Source organism: Gottfriedia solisilvae (assembly GCF_002128405.1).
Classification (GTDB): Bacteria; Bacillota; Bacilli; order Bacillales; family Bacillaceae_G; genus Gottfriedia; species Gottfriedia solisilvae.
In genome coordinates, this window is sequence record NZ_NETJ01000002.1 from 74,257 (window position 1) to 89,845 (window position 15,589).

Consider the following 15,589-nt stretch of genomic DNA (forward strand, 5'->3'; position numbering starts at 1 on the left):
ATGAGAGACCAATTTTACGTGATCGGTCAACCGATTGGTCATTCAATGTCACCAACTATGCATAACGAATGGTTCCATGAAAATCAAATCCATGGCCATTATGATGCGAAAGAGGTTGGTATATCAGATCTAGAATCAATTGTGACAGAATTTCGTTCAACTGCGAAAGGATTTAATGTTACAGCACCATTGAAAGTTGAAGTTATGAAGTATTTAGATGAAGTCGATCCTTTAGCAAAAGAAATAGGTGCAGTAAATACTGTTATCAATAAAGATGGTCGACTTTATGGTAAAAATACAGATGGAATTGGTTATTGTAGAGGTTTATCTCTTGTATTAAAAAGTCCAATTGAGCAAGAAAATATTTTAATCATTGGTGCAGGTGGTGCGGCTAGAGCAATATTGTGTAGCTTATTGCATTTAGGTGTGAAGCATATTACGATCACAAACCGTACGACAGAAAAAGCATTGGAATTAAAAAATGGATTACGATTAAAAGAACAAGATGTAAAAGTTATTTCTATTACAGATGCAGAAGAACGATTAGGTACTTACTCTCTAGTTATTCAAACAACATCTGTTGGAATGAAACCGAATGAAGCTGCAAAACCAATGTCCCTTCATAACTTATCGCCTGATACAGTTGTGTCTGATTTAATCTATAGCCCGTACAAAACTGCTTTCTTAAAAGAAGCAGAACAAAAAAATGCAAAGATTCAAAATGGATTACCAATGTTTATTTATCAAGGTGCAATAGCATTTCAAGAGTGGACAGGAATTTTTCCAAATACAATTAATGCATATAAATTATTAGAAGAAAAGCTTGGAGGAACAAAATGTTAACTGGTAAACAAAAAAGATTTTTACGTTCAAAAGCACATCACTTAAACCCTATTTTCCAAGTAGGTAAAGGTGGAGTTAATGAAAATATGGTTAAGCAAATTTCAGAAGCGCTTGAAGTTAGAGAGCTTTTAAAAGTAAGTATACTTCAAAATTGCGATGATGATCGTTACGATGTAGCAGATCAGCTAGTTGAAGGTACAGATGCTGAACTAGTACAAGTAATTGGACATACAATTGTTTTATATAAAGAATCAGAAGAAAATAAAACAATCGTATTACCTTAATTAGACAATACCGTTAATTAGAGGAGAAGCGGATTAATGGATAAACAAAAAGCACTTTCGATTGTAAAAGATAAACTAACAAACCGGCGTTTTACACATACTATTGGTGTGATGGAAACTGCTGTCCGTCTTGCAGAACAGTATGGTGCAGATGTGAAAAAAGCAGAGCTAGCTGCAATTTTCCATGACGTCGCAAAATGTATGCCGATTATTGAATTAAAAGAGATAATGGAAAAGAATCAATTTTCATTAGAACTTTTACAACACAATAAAGAACTTTGGCATGCTCCTGTAGGTGCATTTCTTACAAAACATGAATATGGAATAGATGATGAAGATGTATTACAAGCAATTACTTATCATACGAGCGGTCATGAAGAAATGAGCCTTTTAGATAAAGTAATTTATGTAGCAGATTATATTGAACCTAACCGCCAATTTCCAGGTGTTGAAGAAGCGAGGAAATTAGCTGATTTGGATTTGAATCAAGCACTACTGTATGCATTAAAAAATACTATCACATACTTAATTGAGAAAGAACAAAGTGTCTACCCATTAACGGTTCAAACCTATAATTCAATTTTAAAGCAAGTTAAAAGTTAGGGGGAACTAAAATGAATGAAAAAGAATTAATGATGTTAGCTGTTAAAGCTGCTGATGATAAAAAAGCTGAGGAATTAGTGGTTTTAGAAATGAAAGGAATATCTGCAATCTCGGATTATTTCATTATTTGTCACGGTAACTCAGACAAACAAGTACAAGCAATTGCAAGAGAAGTGAAGGATCAAGCACTTCAAAATGGGAGAAATGTGAAACGTTTAGAAGGTTTTGACGAAGCTCGTTGGGTATTAGTTGACCTTGGAGACGTAGTAGTTCATGTATTCCACCGCGAAGAACGCGGATATTACAATTTAGAAAAACTATGGGGAGATGCTCCATCACTTGATGTTTATGGAGAGCTTCTTTCATGACATACAATCGCTTCGCGTATTTGTATGATGAATTAATGAATGATGTCCCGTATGATAAGTGGTTACATTTCGTTAATGACGTTTTTCAAAAGTATGAAATAAATCAACCCACAATTCTTGATATCGGTTGTGGAACAGGTACGCTACCAATTTTATTAGCAAAACAAAATTACACGATAAGTGGTGTAGATTTATCTGAAGAAATGTTAAGTGTTGCTATGGCTAAAGCAGAACAAGAGCGAGTTCAAATTCCGTTTTATCAACAAAATATGATGGAATTAGAAGGTTTCAATCAATTAGACTGTATTACCATTTTTTGCGACTCACTTAATTACTTACATTCAGAAGATCAAGTTTTGCGAACGTTTGAAAAAGTTCACGAAAGTCTAAAAGATCAAGGAATATTCTTATTCGATGTTCATTCTCCATATAAAATTGAAGAAATTTTTGGTGAAGAAACCTTCTTCATCGATGACGAAGAATTAAGCTTAGTCTGGTCTTGTACGCAAGGTGAGCAGCCTTTAAGTGTAGAGCATGATTTAGTGTTCTTTATGAAAGAAGAAAACCGTGATTCTTATGAACGGTTTGAAGAATATCACATTCAAAGAACGTTTCCAATTGAAACTTATCGTGCTTTATTAAATCAAGCAGGATTTGAAGTGAAAGAAATGATCGGTGATTTTGACCAAACTGTAGAAGAAACAACTGAACGAATCTTTTTTATAGCAACTAAAAAATAAAAAACCCTTTAGAGAAAAATTCTTTTTCTTAAAGGGTTTTTTACTTTATTAACGAGCGAAAAATGAAATTTCTCACTTTGAAGTTTTATTTGAAAAATTATATACTTATAAAAAATTAAAATTGTTCTTTCACTTTTTCGATTTCTTTATCAAATTTATTATGTGTTTTTTCAAAAATCTCCTCAAATAAATCACCAACACGTTCTTCTAACACTTTTATACCTTCTCCCGTAATACCGCCCTTTACACAAACCTTTTCTTGTAGCGTTTCCAAAGTAAAATGTTTTTGTTCAATTAGTTTTCCAAATCCGATAATCATTTCTTCCGCTAAAATAGTTGCTTGTTGTTTAGTAATTTCAGTTTGACATACTGCTGCATCAATGAATCTTTGAAGTAAGTAACTAAAAAAAGCAGGGCCACAACTTGCGATATCAGATGAAACCCTTGTTATGTCATCTGTAATCATAACTGGTTTCGAAATGTTCGAAAATAGTTCGATGATTGTTTCCTTAGTTTTTGCTGAACAACTTTTTCCAAAGTTAACTAACGTTACGCCACTTAATGCTTGGTTCGTAATACTAGGAATAACACGTGCTACTTGACAGGGTAATATGGCTTCTAACTGTTCAACATTGATTGGACTAGTAATGGAAATAACGCAATGATTTTTTGTAAAAGATGTTTGCAATGATGAGAGGAGTGGTTGTATTTCTAATGGTTTTACACAGATTAGAACGATGTCAGAAGCGCTAATTACATCTTTAGCATGTTCTGCTACTTTCAGTTCAGGGTATATATTTTTGAGCTCATAAGCTTTATGAATTGAACGGTTTGTAATTGTTAACTCGGAAGGTTTAAGGGCCTTGGATTTAATAAACCCATTAAGCAAAATGGATCCCATATTTCCTGTGCCTATGATGCCTACATTCATGAGTACATCACATCCTTTGCATACATTCTCTCCTACACTATATGAAGCAAGTTAGAAAATAATGTTATAAGTTCTAAGGAGGATTTTATATGTTCATAAAAATCATTCGAAATAAGTTTTTTTGGTTAACGTTCATAATCGCTTTGATTTTTACGATAAACTTATTTCAAAGCAATCGACAAAATGAAGTGATCGTCACGCCTGAAGCCTCACAAACAAAGGATTCTAATATTGTAGATAGAAACGACGTAGCAAAAGAAAATAAGCAGAATATAGAGCAAGAAGAAATAATCGTTGATCTGAAAGGGGCAGTAACAACACCGGGCATTTTTCGTTTAGAAGTAGGAAGTAGAGTGAATGATGCAATAAAACTTGCCGGGGGATTTAAAAGTGGAGCCGATCGCAATAAAGTAAATTTAGCTGAGAAATTAAAGGATGAAATGGTCATTTATGTGCCAAAAATTGGCGAAGAAACTGTAGGCGAAGTAAGCTCGGTTACAAATGACGAAGCGGATCATAAAGAGTCAGTTGACATCAATCATGCAACAATGGAAGAACTCCAAAAAATTCCTGGAATTGGTCCGTCAAAAGCAAAAAATATAATAGAGTATATCGAAATGAATGGTTCATTTACCTCAATCGAACAATTAGATGAAGTAAATGGAATAGGTACGAAATCATTGGAACAAATGAGACCATTTATATTGATTCGTTAAGGTTACTTATGAGTATTTATTTAGCTTACGTTTGTATTGTACAACTAATAACAATCGTCTTTTTTAAAGAATATCATTTACTTGTTTTATTATTTTTAATGATTCCTTTTTCGATTCTTTTATTAAATAGAAAGTGGATCCATATTACCTATTGTTTAGTAACAGTCCTAGTTACATCTTTAGTTTGTCTATATCAAAACCAAATAATAAAAGCACCGAAACCAAAGCCAGCTAATCTAATTCAAGGTGAAATTCATACAACTCCAATCATTGATGGGAATAAAATTTCCTTTACGTTTAAACTGAAAGAACAAAAAGTAATGGTCGTAGCGTATGCGAATAAACAAAGTGACATGTCAATTTTTCAAAGAAGGACCATAGACGATTTTTGTAGACTAAAAGGTGAAGCTTCTCAACCAGAGGCCAACACAAACCCATATTTATTTAATTACCAAGAGTATTTAATGTATCAAGATATTCAATGGATTCAAACAATTGAACCAAAAAGTTTAAATGATTGTGTACAAGGTAAAATGTCAATTATTCAGAAATTAATAAGTGGAAGACAGCATGTAACAAGATATGTTGAAAGTAAATTTAATGAAAATATTGAAGGGGTTATCAATGCTCTTCTTTTTGGGGACCGCACAAAGATGAGTCCGCATGTAGAATCACAATATCAAATAGTAGGAATCGTACATTTGCTTGCAATTAGTGGTTCTCATATTAGTTTGTTAAGTTTAGTAACATATTTTATACTCATTAGATTTGGAATTACAAAAGAAAGCAGCCTAATATTAACAATATTGATTATCATCTCCTATGGATTTTTAGCTGGTGCCTCAGCTTCCGTTGTTAGAGCTGTTATTATTGGCGTATTAGTTTGTATTATTAGATTACTAAAAATAAAGTTAAATTTAATGACACCACTCATTCTTTCATGCATTCTCATGCTTACTGTAAATCCGAGTTATATTTATGACATTGGATTTCAGTTTTCATTTGTCACGAGTTTTACCATACTACTAACAACGAAACGTATTTTAAGTTATCAATCATGGTATGCAAAAGCGTTGTTTACCTCAAGTACAACACAATTATCCTCATTGCCAATCCTCTTAGTGAATTTTCACGAATTTTCTCCTTACAGTATTTTCATTAATCTTATTTACATTCCATTTATTACATTTATCATTCTACCGTTATGTATTCTCTGTTTTATTGTGAGTTGCATTTTACCAGGTTTAAGTTGGATTTTCGAAAGTTTATTAACATTTTTAATTGAGTGCTCAAATAAATTTCTTGATCTTTGTATGCAATTACCATTCGTAAAGTTAGTTTTTATTCATCCGTCGAAGACAGTGGTTCTATTATATTTCATTATCATATTTGCAGTTTTTTATTTTATGGAAGAGAAGAATGATCAAATAAAATTTAAGATTAGCCTGTATTGTTTTTTCCTTCTTATTTGTAGCCATTATTTTTTCCCTAATGTAAATCCAGTAGGGAAAATTGTGTTTATTGATGTCGGTCAAGGAGACTGTACTTTAATAAAACTTCCTTATAATAAAGGGAATTACATTATTGATACAGGCGGGGTTGTGCAATTTAATCAAGAAAAATGGATGAAACGGAAAAAAGTGTTTTCCACTGGAACCGATATTTTACTACCGATTTTAAAGGGAGAAGGTATTAGTAATATAGATAAATTAATTTTTACACATGGTGACTATGATCATATAGGTGGGGCATATGAAGTTTTGCAATTATTCCCTGTTGAGAATCTGGTAATTGGTGACAAATTGAATTTTGGGAAAGTTGAACAAGAAAGAATAGATTTAGCAATTAAAAAAGGTACAAACATACAAAAAGTAAGTGAAGGTTTTAGTTGGAAAGTAGAGGATTTTAATTTTCAAGTGCTTTCACCAATCAAAGGATATGTTGGGGAAGAAAATCATGGTTCAATTGTGATGAAGGCAAAAATTGGAGATATGGTATGGATGTTTACTGGTGATGTAGACGAAAGTGGAGAAAAAAGTATCATTTCTAAATATGAAAATGTAAGGTCAGATGTATTGAAAGTGGGACACCACGGGAGTGATACTTCGACTTCGGATGCGTTTGTTAGATCCGTCGCACCAAAGTTTGCAATTATCTCGGTTGGTGCGAACAATCGTTATGGGCATCCTAAAAAAGAAGTGATTGATCGTTTACAAAAGGAACATATCATTATTTTGCGAACAGACCGTGATGGAGCGATATTTTATGAATTTAAAAAAGGACAAGGTACCTTTTCAACGTTTAAGGCATACCGTAAATCAAGAGACAAAAACCCAAAAGAAAAATAAAAAAGACTGCTAAAAGCAGTCCCATCATTTGTTTCTATGTATTATCGAGCAACGAATTCTACGATTGTTGCAATGATAAATAGAGTAGCGAAGAAACCAAATGAAACAGCAAAACCAACGCCTGAATCAACTGCATCATTACGTTTGCTTTGTACGTTTTTTTCAAATGTATTCACAATAACCCCTCCTAATTCACAATTTTAGTATAAATCAATATAACTAAAAAATCCATAGTATGTTTGTTTTAGTTATACCGTTTTAAATGAAGAGACCGGGTCTTTATTTAAAACGTTAATATAAATTAGAGATTAGTATTTACTAATCTCTTCCTTCTAATGTAGGACATGTTATACTATACTAAGAAAATTAGTGTAGGAGAGCAAAACATGATTACTGATTTACATAAAAAATTGAAAAAAAGTGTATCGCCGATTTATTTGTTGGTAGGTACTGAAGATTTTTTGCTTCAAGAAGCTGAAAACACAATCGTGAAAGCAGCTTTACAAGGAGAAATTGATGACTTCAACTTTCAAACATATGATTTAAAGGAAGTTTTTTTAGGAGACGCACTTGAAGATGCTCAAACTCCATCTTTTTTTGGAGGACATAAAGTAATAATAATCAAGTCATGTACGTTTTTAACTGCTCAAAAAGAAAAAAATGTACAAGATGTAGAGCCTCTTTTTGATTATATAGAAAATCCATCACCATTTACTACGGTGGTATTTGTCGCACCATATGAAAAATTAGATGAAAGAAAAAAAGTTACGAAAGCATTAAAAAAGCTGGTAGAACTAGTAGAATGTCATCCTGTAGAAGTGAATAATTTAGATAGCTGGATTAAAGATCAATTTACTGGAAACGTTATAATCACGAATGATGGTGTTGAATCGTTAAAACTTTTAGTGGGTAATAATTTATCTATTTTAAAATTAGAATGTGAAAAGTTACAATTATTTATCGGAGACGAAGGCGAAGTAAATGCTGAACTAGTTGAATTAATGGTTGCTAAAACAATAGAACAAAATATCTTTTCGTTAATTGAAAAAATAGCAGCAAGACAAACAACAGAAGCACTAAAAATTTTACATGAGCTTTTGTATGTTGGAGAAGAACCAATTAAAGTCGTTGCATTATTGGCTAGTCAAATTAGATTACTTTATGAAATTAAACAATTATCAGGTAATGGATATTCTAATAATCAAATTGCCTCTTCTGTTGGCGTATCACCAGGAAGAGTTTTTTATGGTCAAAAACAATCGAATTTATTTCAAGCAAATGAATTAAAAGAAGCAATTAAATTAATTGCAAAAGCAGATTATAATATGAAAACAGGACAAGGGGATAAAGTTCTGATATTAGAAATGCTAATTTTACAAATGAATAAATAAAAACGAAAAAATGGTGTCTCATATGAGACACCATTTAATTCATTACGCGTTCATAGCGTTAACTTTTTTAGCTAAACGAGATTTTTGACGTGAAGCAGCGTTTTTATGGATTAGATTGCTGTTAACAGCTTTGTCTAATTTTTTAGAAGCAGATAAGAAAGCTTCTTTCGCTTTTTCAGTTTCGTTATTAGTAACTAAAGCTTCAACAGTCTTCACTGCAGTACGCATTTCTGATTTTAGAGATGCGTTGTGAGCACGATGAGCCTCAGCTGTTTTTACACGCTTAATCGCTGATTTAATATTTGGCATACCTTTCACCTCCCGAATGCAGTCGAGAAATTTGCCCTCGATTACAAATAGAACAAAACTTATTTTATCAAAACAAGTACCATTTTGCAATAGAATTCATAAAGCTATTTTCGCCTTTTCAAAAGAAAAATAAACAATTCGTTTAGAATTGGTAACATCTAGCTAAACTAACTAAGAAGTGACTAGTTAAATTAGATGTAATAATGGAGGCTAAAGACATGAGTGAGTTAGATTTAAGTCAATATAGCGTTCGAACAGATTTAGCAGTAGAAGCAAAAGAAATGCTAGAAGAACGTGAGCAAACAAAGGAAGAAATTACTGGTGTCATTCTGAAAGAACGAGAAGTTGACGGCGTCAGTATCTCGCATGTACATATAAATGAATCCGCAACTGAAAGAATTGGAAAAAAACCAGGTAATTATTTAACGTTACAAGTCCAAGGAATTCGAGAACAAGATACTGATCTTCAAGAGAAGGTAGAAAAAGTCTTTGCAAATGAGTTTGCTGCTTTTTTAAAAAATTTAGGAATTACTGAAGATCAGACATGTTTAGTAGTAGGTTTAGGGAACTGGAATGTAACACCAGATGCTTTAGGGCCTATGGTAGTAGAAAACTTAGTTGTCACAAAACATCTTTTTGAACTACAACCAGAAAGTGTACAGGAAGGTTATCGACCTGTATGTGCACTATCACCTGGTGTAATGGGAATAACAGGTATTGAAACGAGTGATATTATTGCCGGTGTAATTGATAAAGTAAAACCGGATTTTGTCATAGCAATAGATGCACTTGCAGCAAGATCTATTGAAAGAGTAAATACTACCATTCAAATAACTGACAATGGCATTCATCCGGGTTCAGGTATTGGAAATAAACGTAAAGAATTAAGTAAAGATACTTTAGGAATTCCTGTAATAGCAATAGGTGTACCAACAGTTGTTGATGCTGTAGCCATCACAAGTGACACGATTGACTTTATATTAAAACACTTCGGACGTGAAATGAAAGAAGGAGACAAGCCTGCTAGAGCATTAATTCCTGCTGGTTTGACGTTTGGTGAAAAGAAAAAATACACTGAGGAAGATCTTCCTGGTGAAAAAGAGCGTATGGCGTTTATGGGGATAGTAGGAACGCTGGAAGATGAAGAAAAGCGTAAATTAATTCATGAAGTTTTATCTCCACTTGGTCATAATTTAATGGTTACACCAAAAGAAGTGGATACTTTCATTGAAGACATGGCAAATATCATTGCTGGCGGAATGAATGCTGCATTACATTCTAAAATAAACCAAGATAATATTGGTTCATATACACATTAATTTTAAAGTGAGGAGAAACCTGTGAAATATTTGTTTCGGTATTTTACATTAATCACTTTGTCTACAATCATCATTTTTACTTGTATGCAGGTAGCCAAAAATGGAATAGGTAAAGTTACGTCTACTGATTATTATCATGTAGATGATGTCGTAACGTTATCTAAACAGGATGGTAAGGCTGGAGCAGTTGTATTTGGCAAGGATTATACTGACAAAGGGTTAGCTGTAAGAGAAGAGCATCTAGAAAGACTAGGCGCGTTTAATTATTTTACGGTAGTTGGAAAAGGGATTTCTAATTTTGTTTCATATATTACGGAAAAAGGAATGAAGATTTTTGAAAAAATTCCTACTTTAATTGATGAGTTAAGATAGTCCTTCTAAACTTCATTCGACATATACTGCTAATAGAGATTGAATAATGGCCTCGTTTTTTGATATAATCAAAACTATCTATGCTGTCGAGAAATTTAGGAGTGATGAAATGAATAAAGAGTCAAGATCAGAAAGACAAAAGAGAATAAGAAACTTTTCAATCATCGCACACATTGACCATGGAAAATCTACTTTAGCAGACAGGATTCTTGAGAAGACAAATGCATTAACTCAGCGTGAGATGAAATCACAGCTGTTAGACTCAATGGATTTAGAACGTGAACGTGGGATTACCATTAAATTAAATGCTGTGCAATTACAATATAAAGCGAAAAACGGTGAAGAATATATTCTTCATTTAATTGATACGCCAGGGCATGTCGACTTTACGTACGAAGTTTCACGAAGCTTAGCAGCTTGTGAAGGAGCAATCCTAGTTGTAGATGCTGCACAAGGTATCGAAGCTCAAACATTGGCAAACGTATATTTAGCATTAGATAATGATTTAGAAATTCTACCGGTTATAAATAAAATTGACTTGCCTAGTGCTGACCCTGAACGAGTACGTCAAGAAGTTGAAGAAGTAATTGGGTTAGATGCTTCAGAAGCAGTATTAGCTTCTGCAAAAGCTGGAATCGGAATCGAAGAAATTCTTGAGCAAGTTGTTGCAAAAGTACCAGCACCTACTGGTGACCCAGATGCGCCATTAAAAGCACTAATTTTTGATTCATTATTCGATCCTTATCGTGGAGTTGTAGCTTATATCCGTATCATAGAAGGAACTGTTAAGGTTGGTCAAAAAATTAAGATGATGGCAACTGGAAAAGAGTTTGAAGTTGTTGAAGCTGGTGTATTCACACCACGTACAACTCAAAGAGAAGAATTAACAGTTGGTGACGTAGGTTTCCTTACTGCATCAATTAAAAACGTTGGTGATACTCGTGTAGGTGATACGATTACGCTAGCAAATAACCCAGCAACAGAGCCTCTTGCAGGTTATCGTAAAATGAACCCGATGGTATTCTGTGGATTATATCCAATTGATACTTCTAAATACAATGACTTACGTGATGCTTTAGAAAAACTTCAATTAAATGACGCAGCTCTTCAATTTGAAGCAGAAACATCTCAAGCTTTAGGTTTTGGTTTCCGTTGTGGATTCTTAGGCTTATTACACATGGAAATCATCCAAGAGCGTATTGAACGTGAATTTAAAATCGACTTAATTACAACAGCGCCAAGCGTTATTTATAACGTTTACACAACAAAAGGGGATGTAATTACAGTTGATAACCCAGCACACATGCCAGATCCTCAATCGATTGAACGTGTTGAAGAACCTTACGTAAAAGCTAAAATCATGGTTCCAAACGATTATGTTGGAGCAATCATGGAGCTTTGCCAAAAGAAACGTGGTAACTTTATCGATATGCAGTATTTAGATGCAAATCGTGTTTCAATAACGTATGAAATTCCTCTTTCAGAAATTGTTTATGATTTCTTTGACCAATTAAAATCAAGTACAAAAGGATATGCGTCATTTGACTATGAATTAATTGGATATAAAGCGTCTAAACTTGTGAAGATGGATATTTTATTAAATGGAGAGCAAGTGGATGCATTATCATTCATCGTGCATAGAGATTCTGCATATGACCGTGGTAAAATTATTGTTGAAAAGCTGAAGGAACTGATTCCAAGACAACAATTCGAAGTACCAGTTCAAGCAGCAATTGGACAAAAAATCGTTGCTCGTTCAACAATTAAATCAATGGGTAAAAACGTATTAGCGAAATGTTACGGTGGGGATATCTCTCGTAAACGTAAGCTATTAGATAAGCAAAAAGAAGGTAAAAAACGTATGAAAGCTGTAGGTTCTGTTGAAGTACCTCAAGAAGCATTCATGGCTGTTTTACGTATGGACGACTAAAATTAGATTGTAAATAATTGAACCTGCCCCTAATTCTAGGGTGCAGGTTTATTTTATTGAAGCGACGAACAAGATTTTATATTTTATGAGTATATATATTTATAAAATTTTGGCTAAAATATAGGTATATTTCATTCTTTCTTTTAGGTTATTTAGTTAAGGTCCAGCCTTCTTTTTAATAGACAAAAACAGAATGAAGATATACAATTCAAAAGAAATTAAAACACAAAAGTCCCTGACTCGAAACCTAGAAGGTATTTGATCAGGGGCTTTTCGCTACATAGAAAAGAGGAGAAACAAATGGTATCTTCCGTTTATATTCATATACCGTTTTGCCAGCAAATTTGTTATTACTGTGACTTTAATAAATTCATGATGGATCGACAGCCAGTTGATCAGTACTTAGATTATCTAGAAAAAGAAATAGTAGAAAGTATAAAGAGAACGCCGATTACAAATTTAAAAACAGTTTTTGTAGGTGGGGGTACGCCAACTGCATTAGACCTAGAACAAACTCAAAAATTAATAGATATGATTAATCGTCATATCATTAAAGGTCAAGCAGGGGTTGAAATGACATTTGAAAGTAATCCGAATGAAATTTCAAAAGAAAAGCTTCAAATCCTAAAAGACGGTGGAGTTAATCGTATAAGTTTTGGAGCGCAAACATTTGATGAGGGGTTACTGAAGAAAATAGGACGAACTCATTCCCCAAATGAAATAGAAGAAGCAATCCAGACAGCTAAAGAAGTTGGTATTGATAATATAAATCTTGATTTGATGTATGCACTTCCAGGCCAAACGATGGAACAATTTGTAGACTCATTAGACAAAGCGATGGAGCTACCGATTCAACATATTTCCGCTTACTCATTAATTATTGAACCAAAAACGGTTTTTTACATAGAAATGAATAGGGGGAAACTAAAGCCTGCCCCAGAAGAAGATGAAGCAGCTATGTATGATTTCTTAATGAAGTATTTAAACGAAAAGGGATTTCATCAATATGAAATAAGCAATTTTGAGAAAAATGGATTAGAGAGTAAGCATAATCTTGTTTACTGGAATAATGATGAGTATTTTGGATTTGGTGCAGGGGCACATGGTTATGTCAACGGAGTACGTTATTCGAACGCGGGACCATTGAAGAAATATTTCCAACTAATCGATGAAAAAGGTGTTCCATTCATCCACGAGCATACCGTGACCAAACAAGAAAAAATGGAAGAAGAAATGTTTCTAGGGCTTAGAAAAATGAAAGGTGTTTCCGAAGTAGAATTTTCTACGAAATATGGAGCGACCTTTAATGAAATCTTTCCGAATGTAATTGAAAAGTTAAGTAAAGATGGACTAGTTGAATATAAAGATGATTACTTACGATTAACGCATAAAGGCAAATTATTAGGCAATGAGGTATTTCAAGAGTTTCTATTATAATGTTTAAGAGACTATCTCAGAACTGAACTAGCGTTTGGCTGTTTTTTTAAAGATTGTTGTTTTAAACAGATTTTAAAGATGTTGATTGGAGCGGAAGGTGCGAGACTCCTGTGGGAGTAGCGGGACAGGCGAGATCCCACAGGCGCGAATGCACCGAGGAGGCTCACCGCACGCCCCACGGAAAGCGAGCATCCTGGAGCGGAAATCAACTAACTTCTTTATCAAAAAGCAATATCAAGCAGCTTTTCTTTTTTAATTGACATTATAAAAAGGATTTGTTAAGTTAATAATATATTTAGCACTCACTTGATAAGAGTGCTAATAGAGGTGATAAACATGTTGACTGAAAGACAATTGTTGATTCTTCAAATTATTGTCGATGACTTTATTCGAATGGCACAGCCTGTTGGTTCAAGGAGTCTTTCTAAAAAAGAAGGTATTTCATTTAGCTCGGCAACGATCAGAAATGAAATGGCGGATTTAGAGGATCTTGGGTATATTGAAAAACCACATAGTTCTGCAGGTCGAATCCCTTCTGAAAAAGGGTATCGTTTTTATGTTGACCATCTTTTATCACCACAGCTTGTTAATGAAGATGATGCTCGTTCTGTAAAAAGTGTTTTTGCTGAGCGCATTTTTGAAATTGAAAAGCTTGTGAAAAACTCTGCTGACATATTATCTGATTTAACAAATTATACGACTATTGCACTTGGTCCAAAGGTTTCTGAAAATAGGTTAAAAAGTATTCAGTTGATTCCAATCGGAACAAATCAGGCAGTATCGATTATTGTGACAGATACTGGTATTGTAAAAAATCGTACTGTTACGATTCCACCAGGAGTGTCAATGAGTGATATTGAAAAAATGGTAAATATATTAAATGAGCGTTTAATAAATGTACCAATTCATCAATTAAATGACAAACTCTATAAAGAAGTTGCGATGATCTTACGTTCACATGTTTCTAATTATGAGAGCGTGCTAAAGATGGTTTCGAATACAATTGATGTACCAATTGAACAAAAACTGTTTTTGAGTGGTAAAACGAATATTTTAGCTCAGCCTGAATTTCATGATGTAGAAACGATGAGAGTATTGTTAAACATGATTGAAAAAAAGGATGAATTAAAGAGTATTCTTCCAATTGAACAGTTAGGGCTAAGTGTCAAAATTGGTAAAGAAAACGAAAAGTCTGGTTTAGAAAACGTTAGTATTATCAGTGCGACTTATTCTTTAGGTGAAAATCAAATCGGTACATTTGCTGTGCTAGGACCTACTCGAATGGAATATTCTCGTGTGATTTCACTAATGCATTTAATAACAGGACAATTAAACTTATTATTTTCATCTAAGGATGTTGAATAAATCCATTGTGAATAGAAACAATGGATTACATATAAAAAAATAGGAGGTGAAGGTGACATGACAGAACGTCAAGAAGATCTTGTAAAAGAAGAAACAATTACAGATGAGGTAGTGAATGAAGAAACTACTGTTGAAGAACCTTCAATCTTTACAGAAGAACAAACTCAAGAAGTGAATTCAAACGAAGACGAGCTTCAAAAGCTACGTGCTGAGATTGACGAGAAAGAAAACAAATACTTACGTCTACATGCTGACTTTGAAAATTACAAACGTCGTGCATTAATGGACCAACAATCGTTAATGACTTATCGTGCACAAAGTCTAGTAACGGACCTTTTACCTGTACTAGATAATTTCGAGAGAGCATTACAGATTGAAACAACTGATGAGCAAACTGCATCTTTAAAACAAGGGATGGAAATGGTTTATCGTCAATTAGTTGAAGCTGTTAAGAAGGAAGGGATTGAAGAAATTCCTGCACTTGGAGAACAGTTTGATCCAAACTTCCACCAAGCAGTAATGCAAGAAAGTGATTCTTCAAAACCATCAAATGAAGTCCTACAAGAATTCCAAAAGGGCTACAAGTTGAAAGATAGAGTAATTCGTCCTTCAATGGTTAAAGTTAACGAATAG

At 33.5% G+C, this 15,589-nt stretch carries 17 protein-coding genes; 14 read left to right on the forward strand and 3 right to left on the reverse strand.

What is annotated here, in order from left to right:
* The 5 genes from aroE to CAB05_RS04795 are packed head-to-tail and all read left to right on the forward strand — an operon-like array spanning nucleotide 1 to nucleotide 2,838.
* The gene (gene aroE / locus CAB05_RS04775) at nucleotides 1–843 is read left to right on the forward strand and encodes a shikimate dehydrogenase (RefSeq protein WP_087998698.1); all 843 of its coding nucleotides are present in this window, start codon (nucleotides 1–3) and stop codon (nucleotides 841–843) included.
* A complete protein-coding gene (yhbY, locus tag CAB05_RS04780; protein ID WP_087998699.1) occupies nucleotides 837–1,127 on the forward strand; it encodes a ribosome assembly RNA-binding protein YhbY in 291 nt (96 codons plus the stop codon). The genes aroE and yhbY overlap by 7 nt, the downstream gene beginning before the upstream one ends.
* Nucleotides 1,128–1,163: 36 nt before the next feature.
* Nucleotides 1,164–1,730 (forward strand): bis(5'-nucleosyl)-tetraphosphatase (symmetrical) YqeK, encoded by a 567-nt coding sequence (gene yqeK, locus CAB05_RS04785; RefSeq protein WP_087998700.1) that lies wholly within the window; start codon nucleotides 1,164–1,166, stop codon nucleotides 1,728–1,730.
* A gap of 11 nt (nucleotides 1,731–1,741) precedes the next feature.
* Complete coding sequence (gene rsfS, locus CAB05_RS04790; RefSeq protein ID WP_087998701.1) at nucleotides 1,742–2,098, forward strand: ribosome silencing factor; 357 nt, start codon at nucleotides 1,742–1,744, stop codon at nucleotides 2,096–2,098.
* Nucleotides 2,095–2,838 carry a class I SAM-dependent DNA methyltransferase gene (locus CAB05_RS04795; RefSeq protein ID WP_087998702.1) on the forward strand — a complete coding sequence of 248 codons (744 nt, stop codon included), beginning with the start codon at nucleotides 2,095–2,097 and terminating at the stop codon, nucleotides 2,836–2,838. The genes rsfS and CAB05_RS04795 overlap by 4 nt, the downstream gene beginning before the upstream one ends.
* A gap of 115 nt (nucleotides 2,839–2,953) precedes the next feature.
* Here the strand turns inward: CAB05_RS04795 and comER are convergent, their stop codons facing one another.
* Complete coding sequence (comER, locus tag CAB05_RS04800) at nucleotides 2,954–3,769, reverse strand: late competence protein ComER (protein ID WP_087998703.1); 816 nt, start codon at nucleotides 3,767–3,769, stop codon at nucleotides 2,954–2,956.
* A gap of 89 nt (nucleotides 3,770–3,858) precedes the next feature.
* On the opposite strand from comER, the gene CAB05_RS04805 reads away from it, so the two are divergent.
* Together CAB05_RS04805 and CAB05_RS04810 are read left to right on the forward strand one after the other, a co-directional pair.
* Nucleotides 3,859–4,485 (forward strand): helix-hairpin-helix domain-containing protein, encoded by a 627-nt coding sequence (locus tag CAB05_RS04805; protein ID WP_087998704.1) that lies wholly within the window; start codon nucleotides 3,859–3,861, stop codon nucleotides 4,483–4,485.
* 8 nt (nucleotides 4,486–4,493) lie between these two features.
* Nucleotides 4,494–6,833: a DNA internalization-related competence protein ComEC/Rec2 gene (locus tag CAB05_RS04810; RefSeq protein ID WP_087998705.1), complete on the forward strand. Its 2,340-nt coding sequence runs from the start codon at nucleotides 4,494–4,496 to the stop codon at nucleotides 6,831–6,833.
* A 41-nt stretch (nucleotides 6,834–6,874) separates the two neighbouring features.
* Here CAB05_RS04810 and CAB05_RS04815 read toward each other — a convergent pair whose 3' ends face one another.
* On the reverse strand, nucleotides 6,875–7,009 hold the full coding sequence (locus CAB05_RS04815) for a YqzM family protein (RefSeq protein WP_087998706.1): 135 nt from the start codon (nucleotides 7,007–7,009) through the stop codon (nucleotides 6,875–6,877).
* Between the two features lie 210 nt (nucleotides 7,010–7,219).
* Between CAB05_RS04815 and holA the strand changes: the two genes are divergently transcribed.
* Nucleotides 7,220–8,224 (forward strand): DNA polymerase III subunit delta, encoded by a 1,005-nt coding sequence (holA, locus tag CAB05_RS04820; protein ID WP_158093177.1) that lies wholly within the window; start codon nucleotides 7,220–7,222, stop codon nucleotides 8,222–8,224.
* Nucleotides 8,225–8,266: 42 nt separating this feature from the next.
* Here holA and rpsT read toward each other — a convergent pair whose 3' ends face one another.
* Nucleotides 8,267–8,533 (reverse strand): 30S ribosomal protein S20, encoded by a 267-nt coding sequence (gene rpsT, locus CAB05_RS04825; protein ID WP_087998708.1) that lies wholly within the window; start codon nucleotides 8,531–8,533, stop codon nucleotides 8,267–8,269.
* Nucleotides 8,534–8,751: 218 nt separating this feature from the next.
* Between rpsT and gpr the strand changes: the two genes are divergently transcribed.
* The 6 genes from gpr to grpE all read left to right on the forward strand — a co-directional run bounded on the left by gpr (nucleotide 8,752) and on the right by grpE (nucleotide 15,589).
* Nucleotides 8,752–9,852, forward strand: coding sequence for a GPR endopeptidase (gene gpr, locus CAB05_RS04830; protein WP_087998709.1), 1,101 nt, complete (start codon nucleotides 8,752–8,754; stop codon nucleotides 9,850–9,852).
* 21 nt (nucleotides 9,853–9,873) lie between these two features.
* Nucleotides 9,874–10,224 (forward strand): DUF3679 domain-containing protein, encoded by a 351-nt coding sequence (locus CAB05_RS04835; protein ID WP_087998710.1) that lies wholly within the window; start codon nucleotides 9,874–9,876, stop codon nucleotides 10,222–10,224.
* A gap of 109 nt (nucleotides 10,225–10,333) precedes the next feature.
* Nucleotides 10,334–12,154 carry a translation elongation factor 4 gene (gene lepA, locus CAB05_RS04840; RefSeq protein WP_087998711.1) on the forward strand — a complete coding sequence of 607 codons (1,821 nt, stop codon included), beginning with the start codon at nucleotides 10,334–10,336 and terminating at the stop codon, nucleotides 12,152–12,154.
* Nucleotides 12,155–12,454: 300 nt separating this feature from the next.
* Nucleotides 12,455–13,591 carry a radical SAM family heme chaperone HemW gene (hemW, locus tag CAB05_RS04845; protein ID WP_087998712.1) on the forward strand — a complete coding sequence of 379 codons (1,137 nt, stop codon included), beginning with the start codon at nucleotides 12,455–12,457 and terminating at the stop codon, nucleotides 13,589–13,591.
* A gap of 336 nt (nucleotides 13,592–13,927) precedes the next feature.
* Entirely contained in the window at nucleotides 13,928–14,956 is a 1,029-nt protein-coding gene (hrcA, locus tag CAB05_RS04850; RefSeq protein ID WP_087998713.1) for a heat-inducible transcriptional repressor HrcA, read from the forward strand.
* A gap of 57 nt (nucleotides 14,957–15,013) precedes the next feature.
* On the forward strand, nucleotides 15,014–15,589 hold the full coding sequence (gene grpE, locus CAB05_RS04855) for a nucleotide exchange factor GrpE (RefSeq protein ID WP_087998714.1): 576 nt from the start codon (nucleotides 15,014–15,016) through the stop codon (nucleotides 15,587–15,589).

Coding starts and splice junctions, on each gene's coding strand:
- aroE (WP_087998698.1), top strand. CDS start 1: ATGAGAGACCAATTTTACGTGATCGGTCAACCGATTGGTCATTCAATG.
- hrcA (WP_087998713.1), top strand. CDS start 13,928: ATGTTGACTGAAAGACAATTGTTGATTCTTCAAATTATTGTCGATGAC.
- hemW (WP_087998712.1), top strand. CDS start 12,455: ATGGTATCTTCCGTTTATATTCATATACCGTTTTGCCAGCAAATTTGT.
- lepA (WP_087998711.1), top strand. CDS start 10,334: ATGAATAAAGAGTCAAGATCAGAAAGACAAAAGAGAATAAGAAACTTT.
- rpsT (WP_087998708.1), bottom strand. CDS start 8,533: ATGCCAAATATTAAATCAGCGATTAAGCGTGTAAAAACAGCTGAGGCT.
- holA (WP_158093177.1), top strand. CDS start 7,220: ATGATTACTGATTTACATAAAAAATTGAAAAAAAGTGTATCGCCGATT.
- CAB05_RS04810 (WP_087998705.1), top strand. CDS start 4,494: ATGAGTATTTATTTAGCTTACGTTTGTATTGTACAACTAATAACAATC.
- grpE (WP_087998714.1), top strand. CDS start 15,014: ATGACAGAACGTCAAGAAGATCTTGTAAAAGAAGAAACAATTACAGAT.
- CAB05_RS04805 (WP_087998704.1), top strand. CDS start 3,859: ATGTTCATAAAAATCATTCGAAATAAGTTTTTTTGGTTAACGTTCATA.
- gpr (WP_087998709.1), top strand. CDS start 8,752: ATGAGTGAGTTAGATTTAAGTCAATATAGCGTTCGAACAGATTTAGCA.
- comER (WP_087998703.1), bottom strand. CDS start 3,769: ATGAATGTAGGCATCATAGGCACAGGAAATATGGGATCCATTTTGCTT.
- rsfS (WP_087998701.1), top strand. CDS start 1,742: ATGAATGAAAAAGAATTAATGATGTTAGCTGTTAAAGCTGCTGATGAT.
- yqeK (WP_087998700.1), top strand. CDS start 1,164: ATGGATAAACAAAAAGCACTTTCGATTGTAAAAGATAAACTAACAAAC.
- yhbY (WP_087998699.1), top strand. CDS start 837: ATGTTAACTGGTAAACAAAAAAGATTTTTACGTTCAAAAGCACATCAC.
- CAB05_RS04795 (WP_087998702.1), top strand. CDS start 2,095: ATGACATACAATCGCTTCGCGTATTTGTATGATGAATTAATGAATGAT.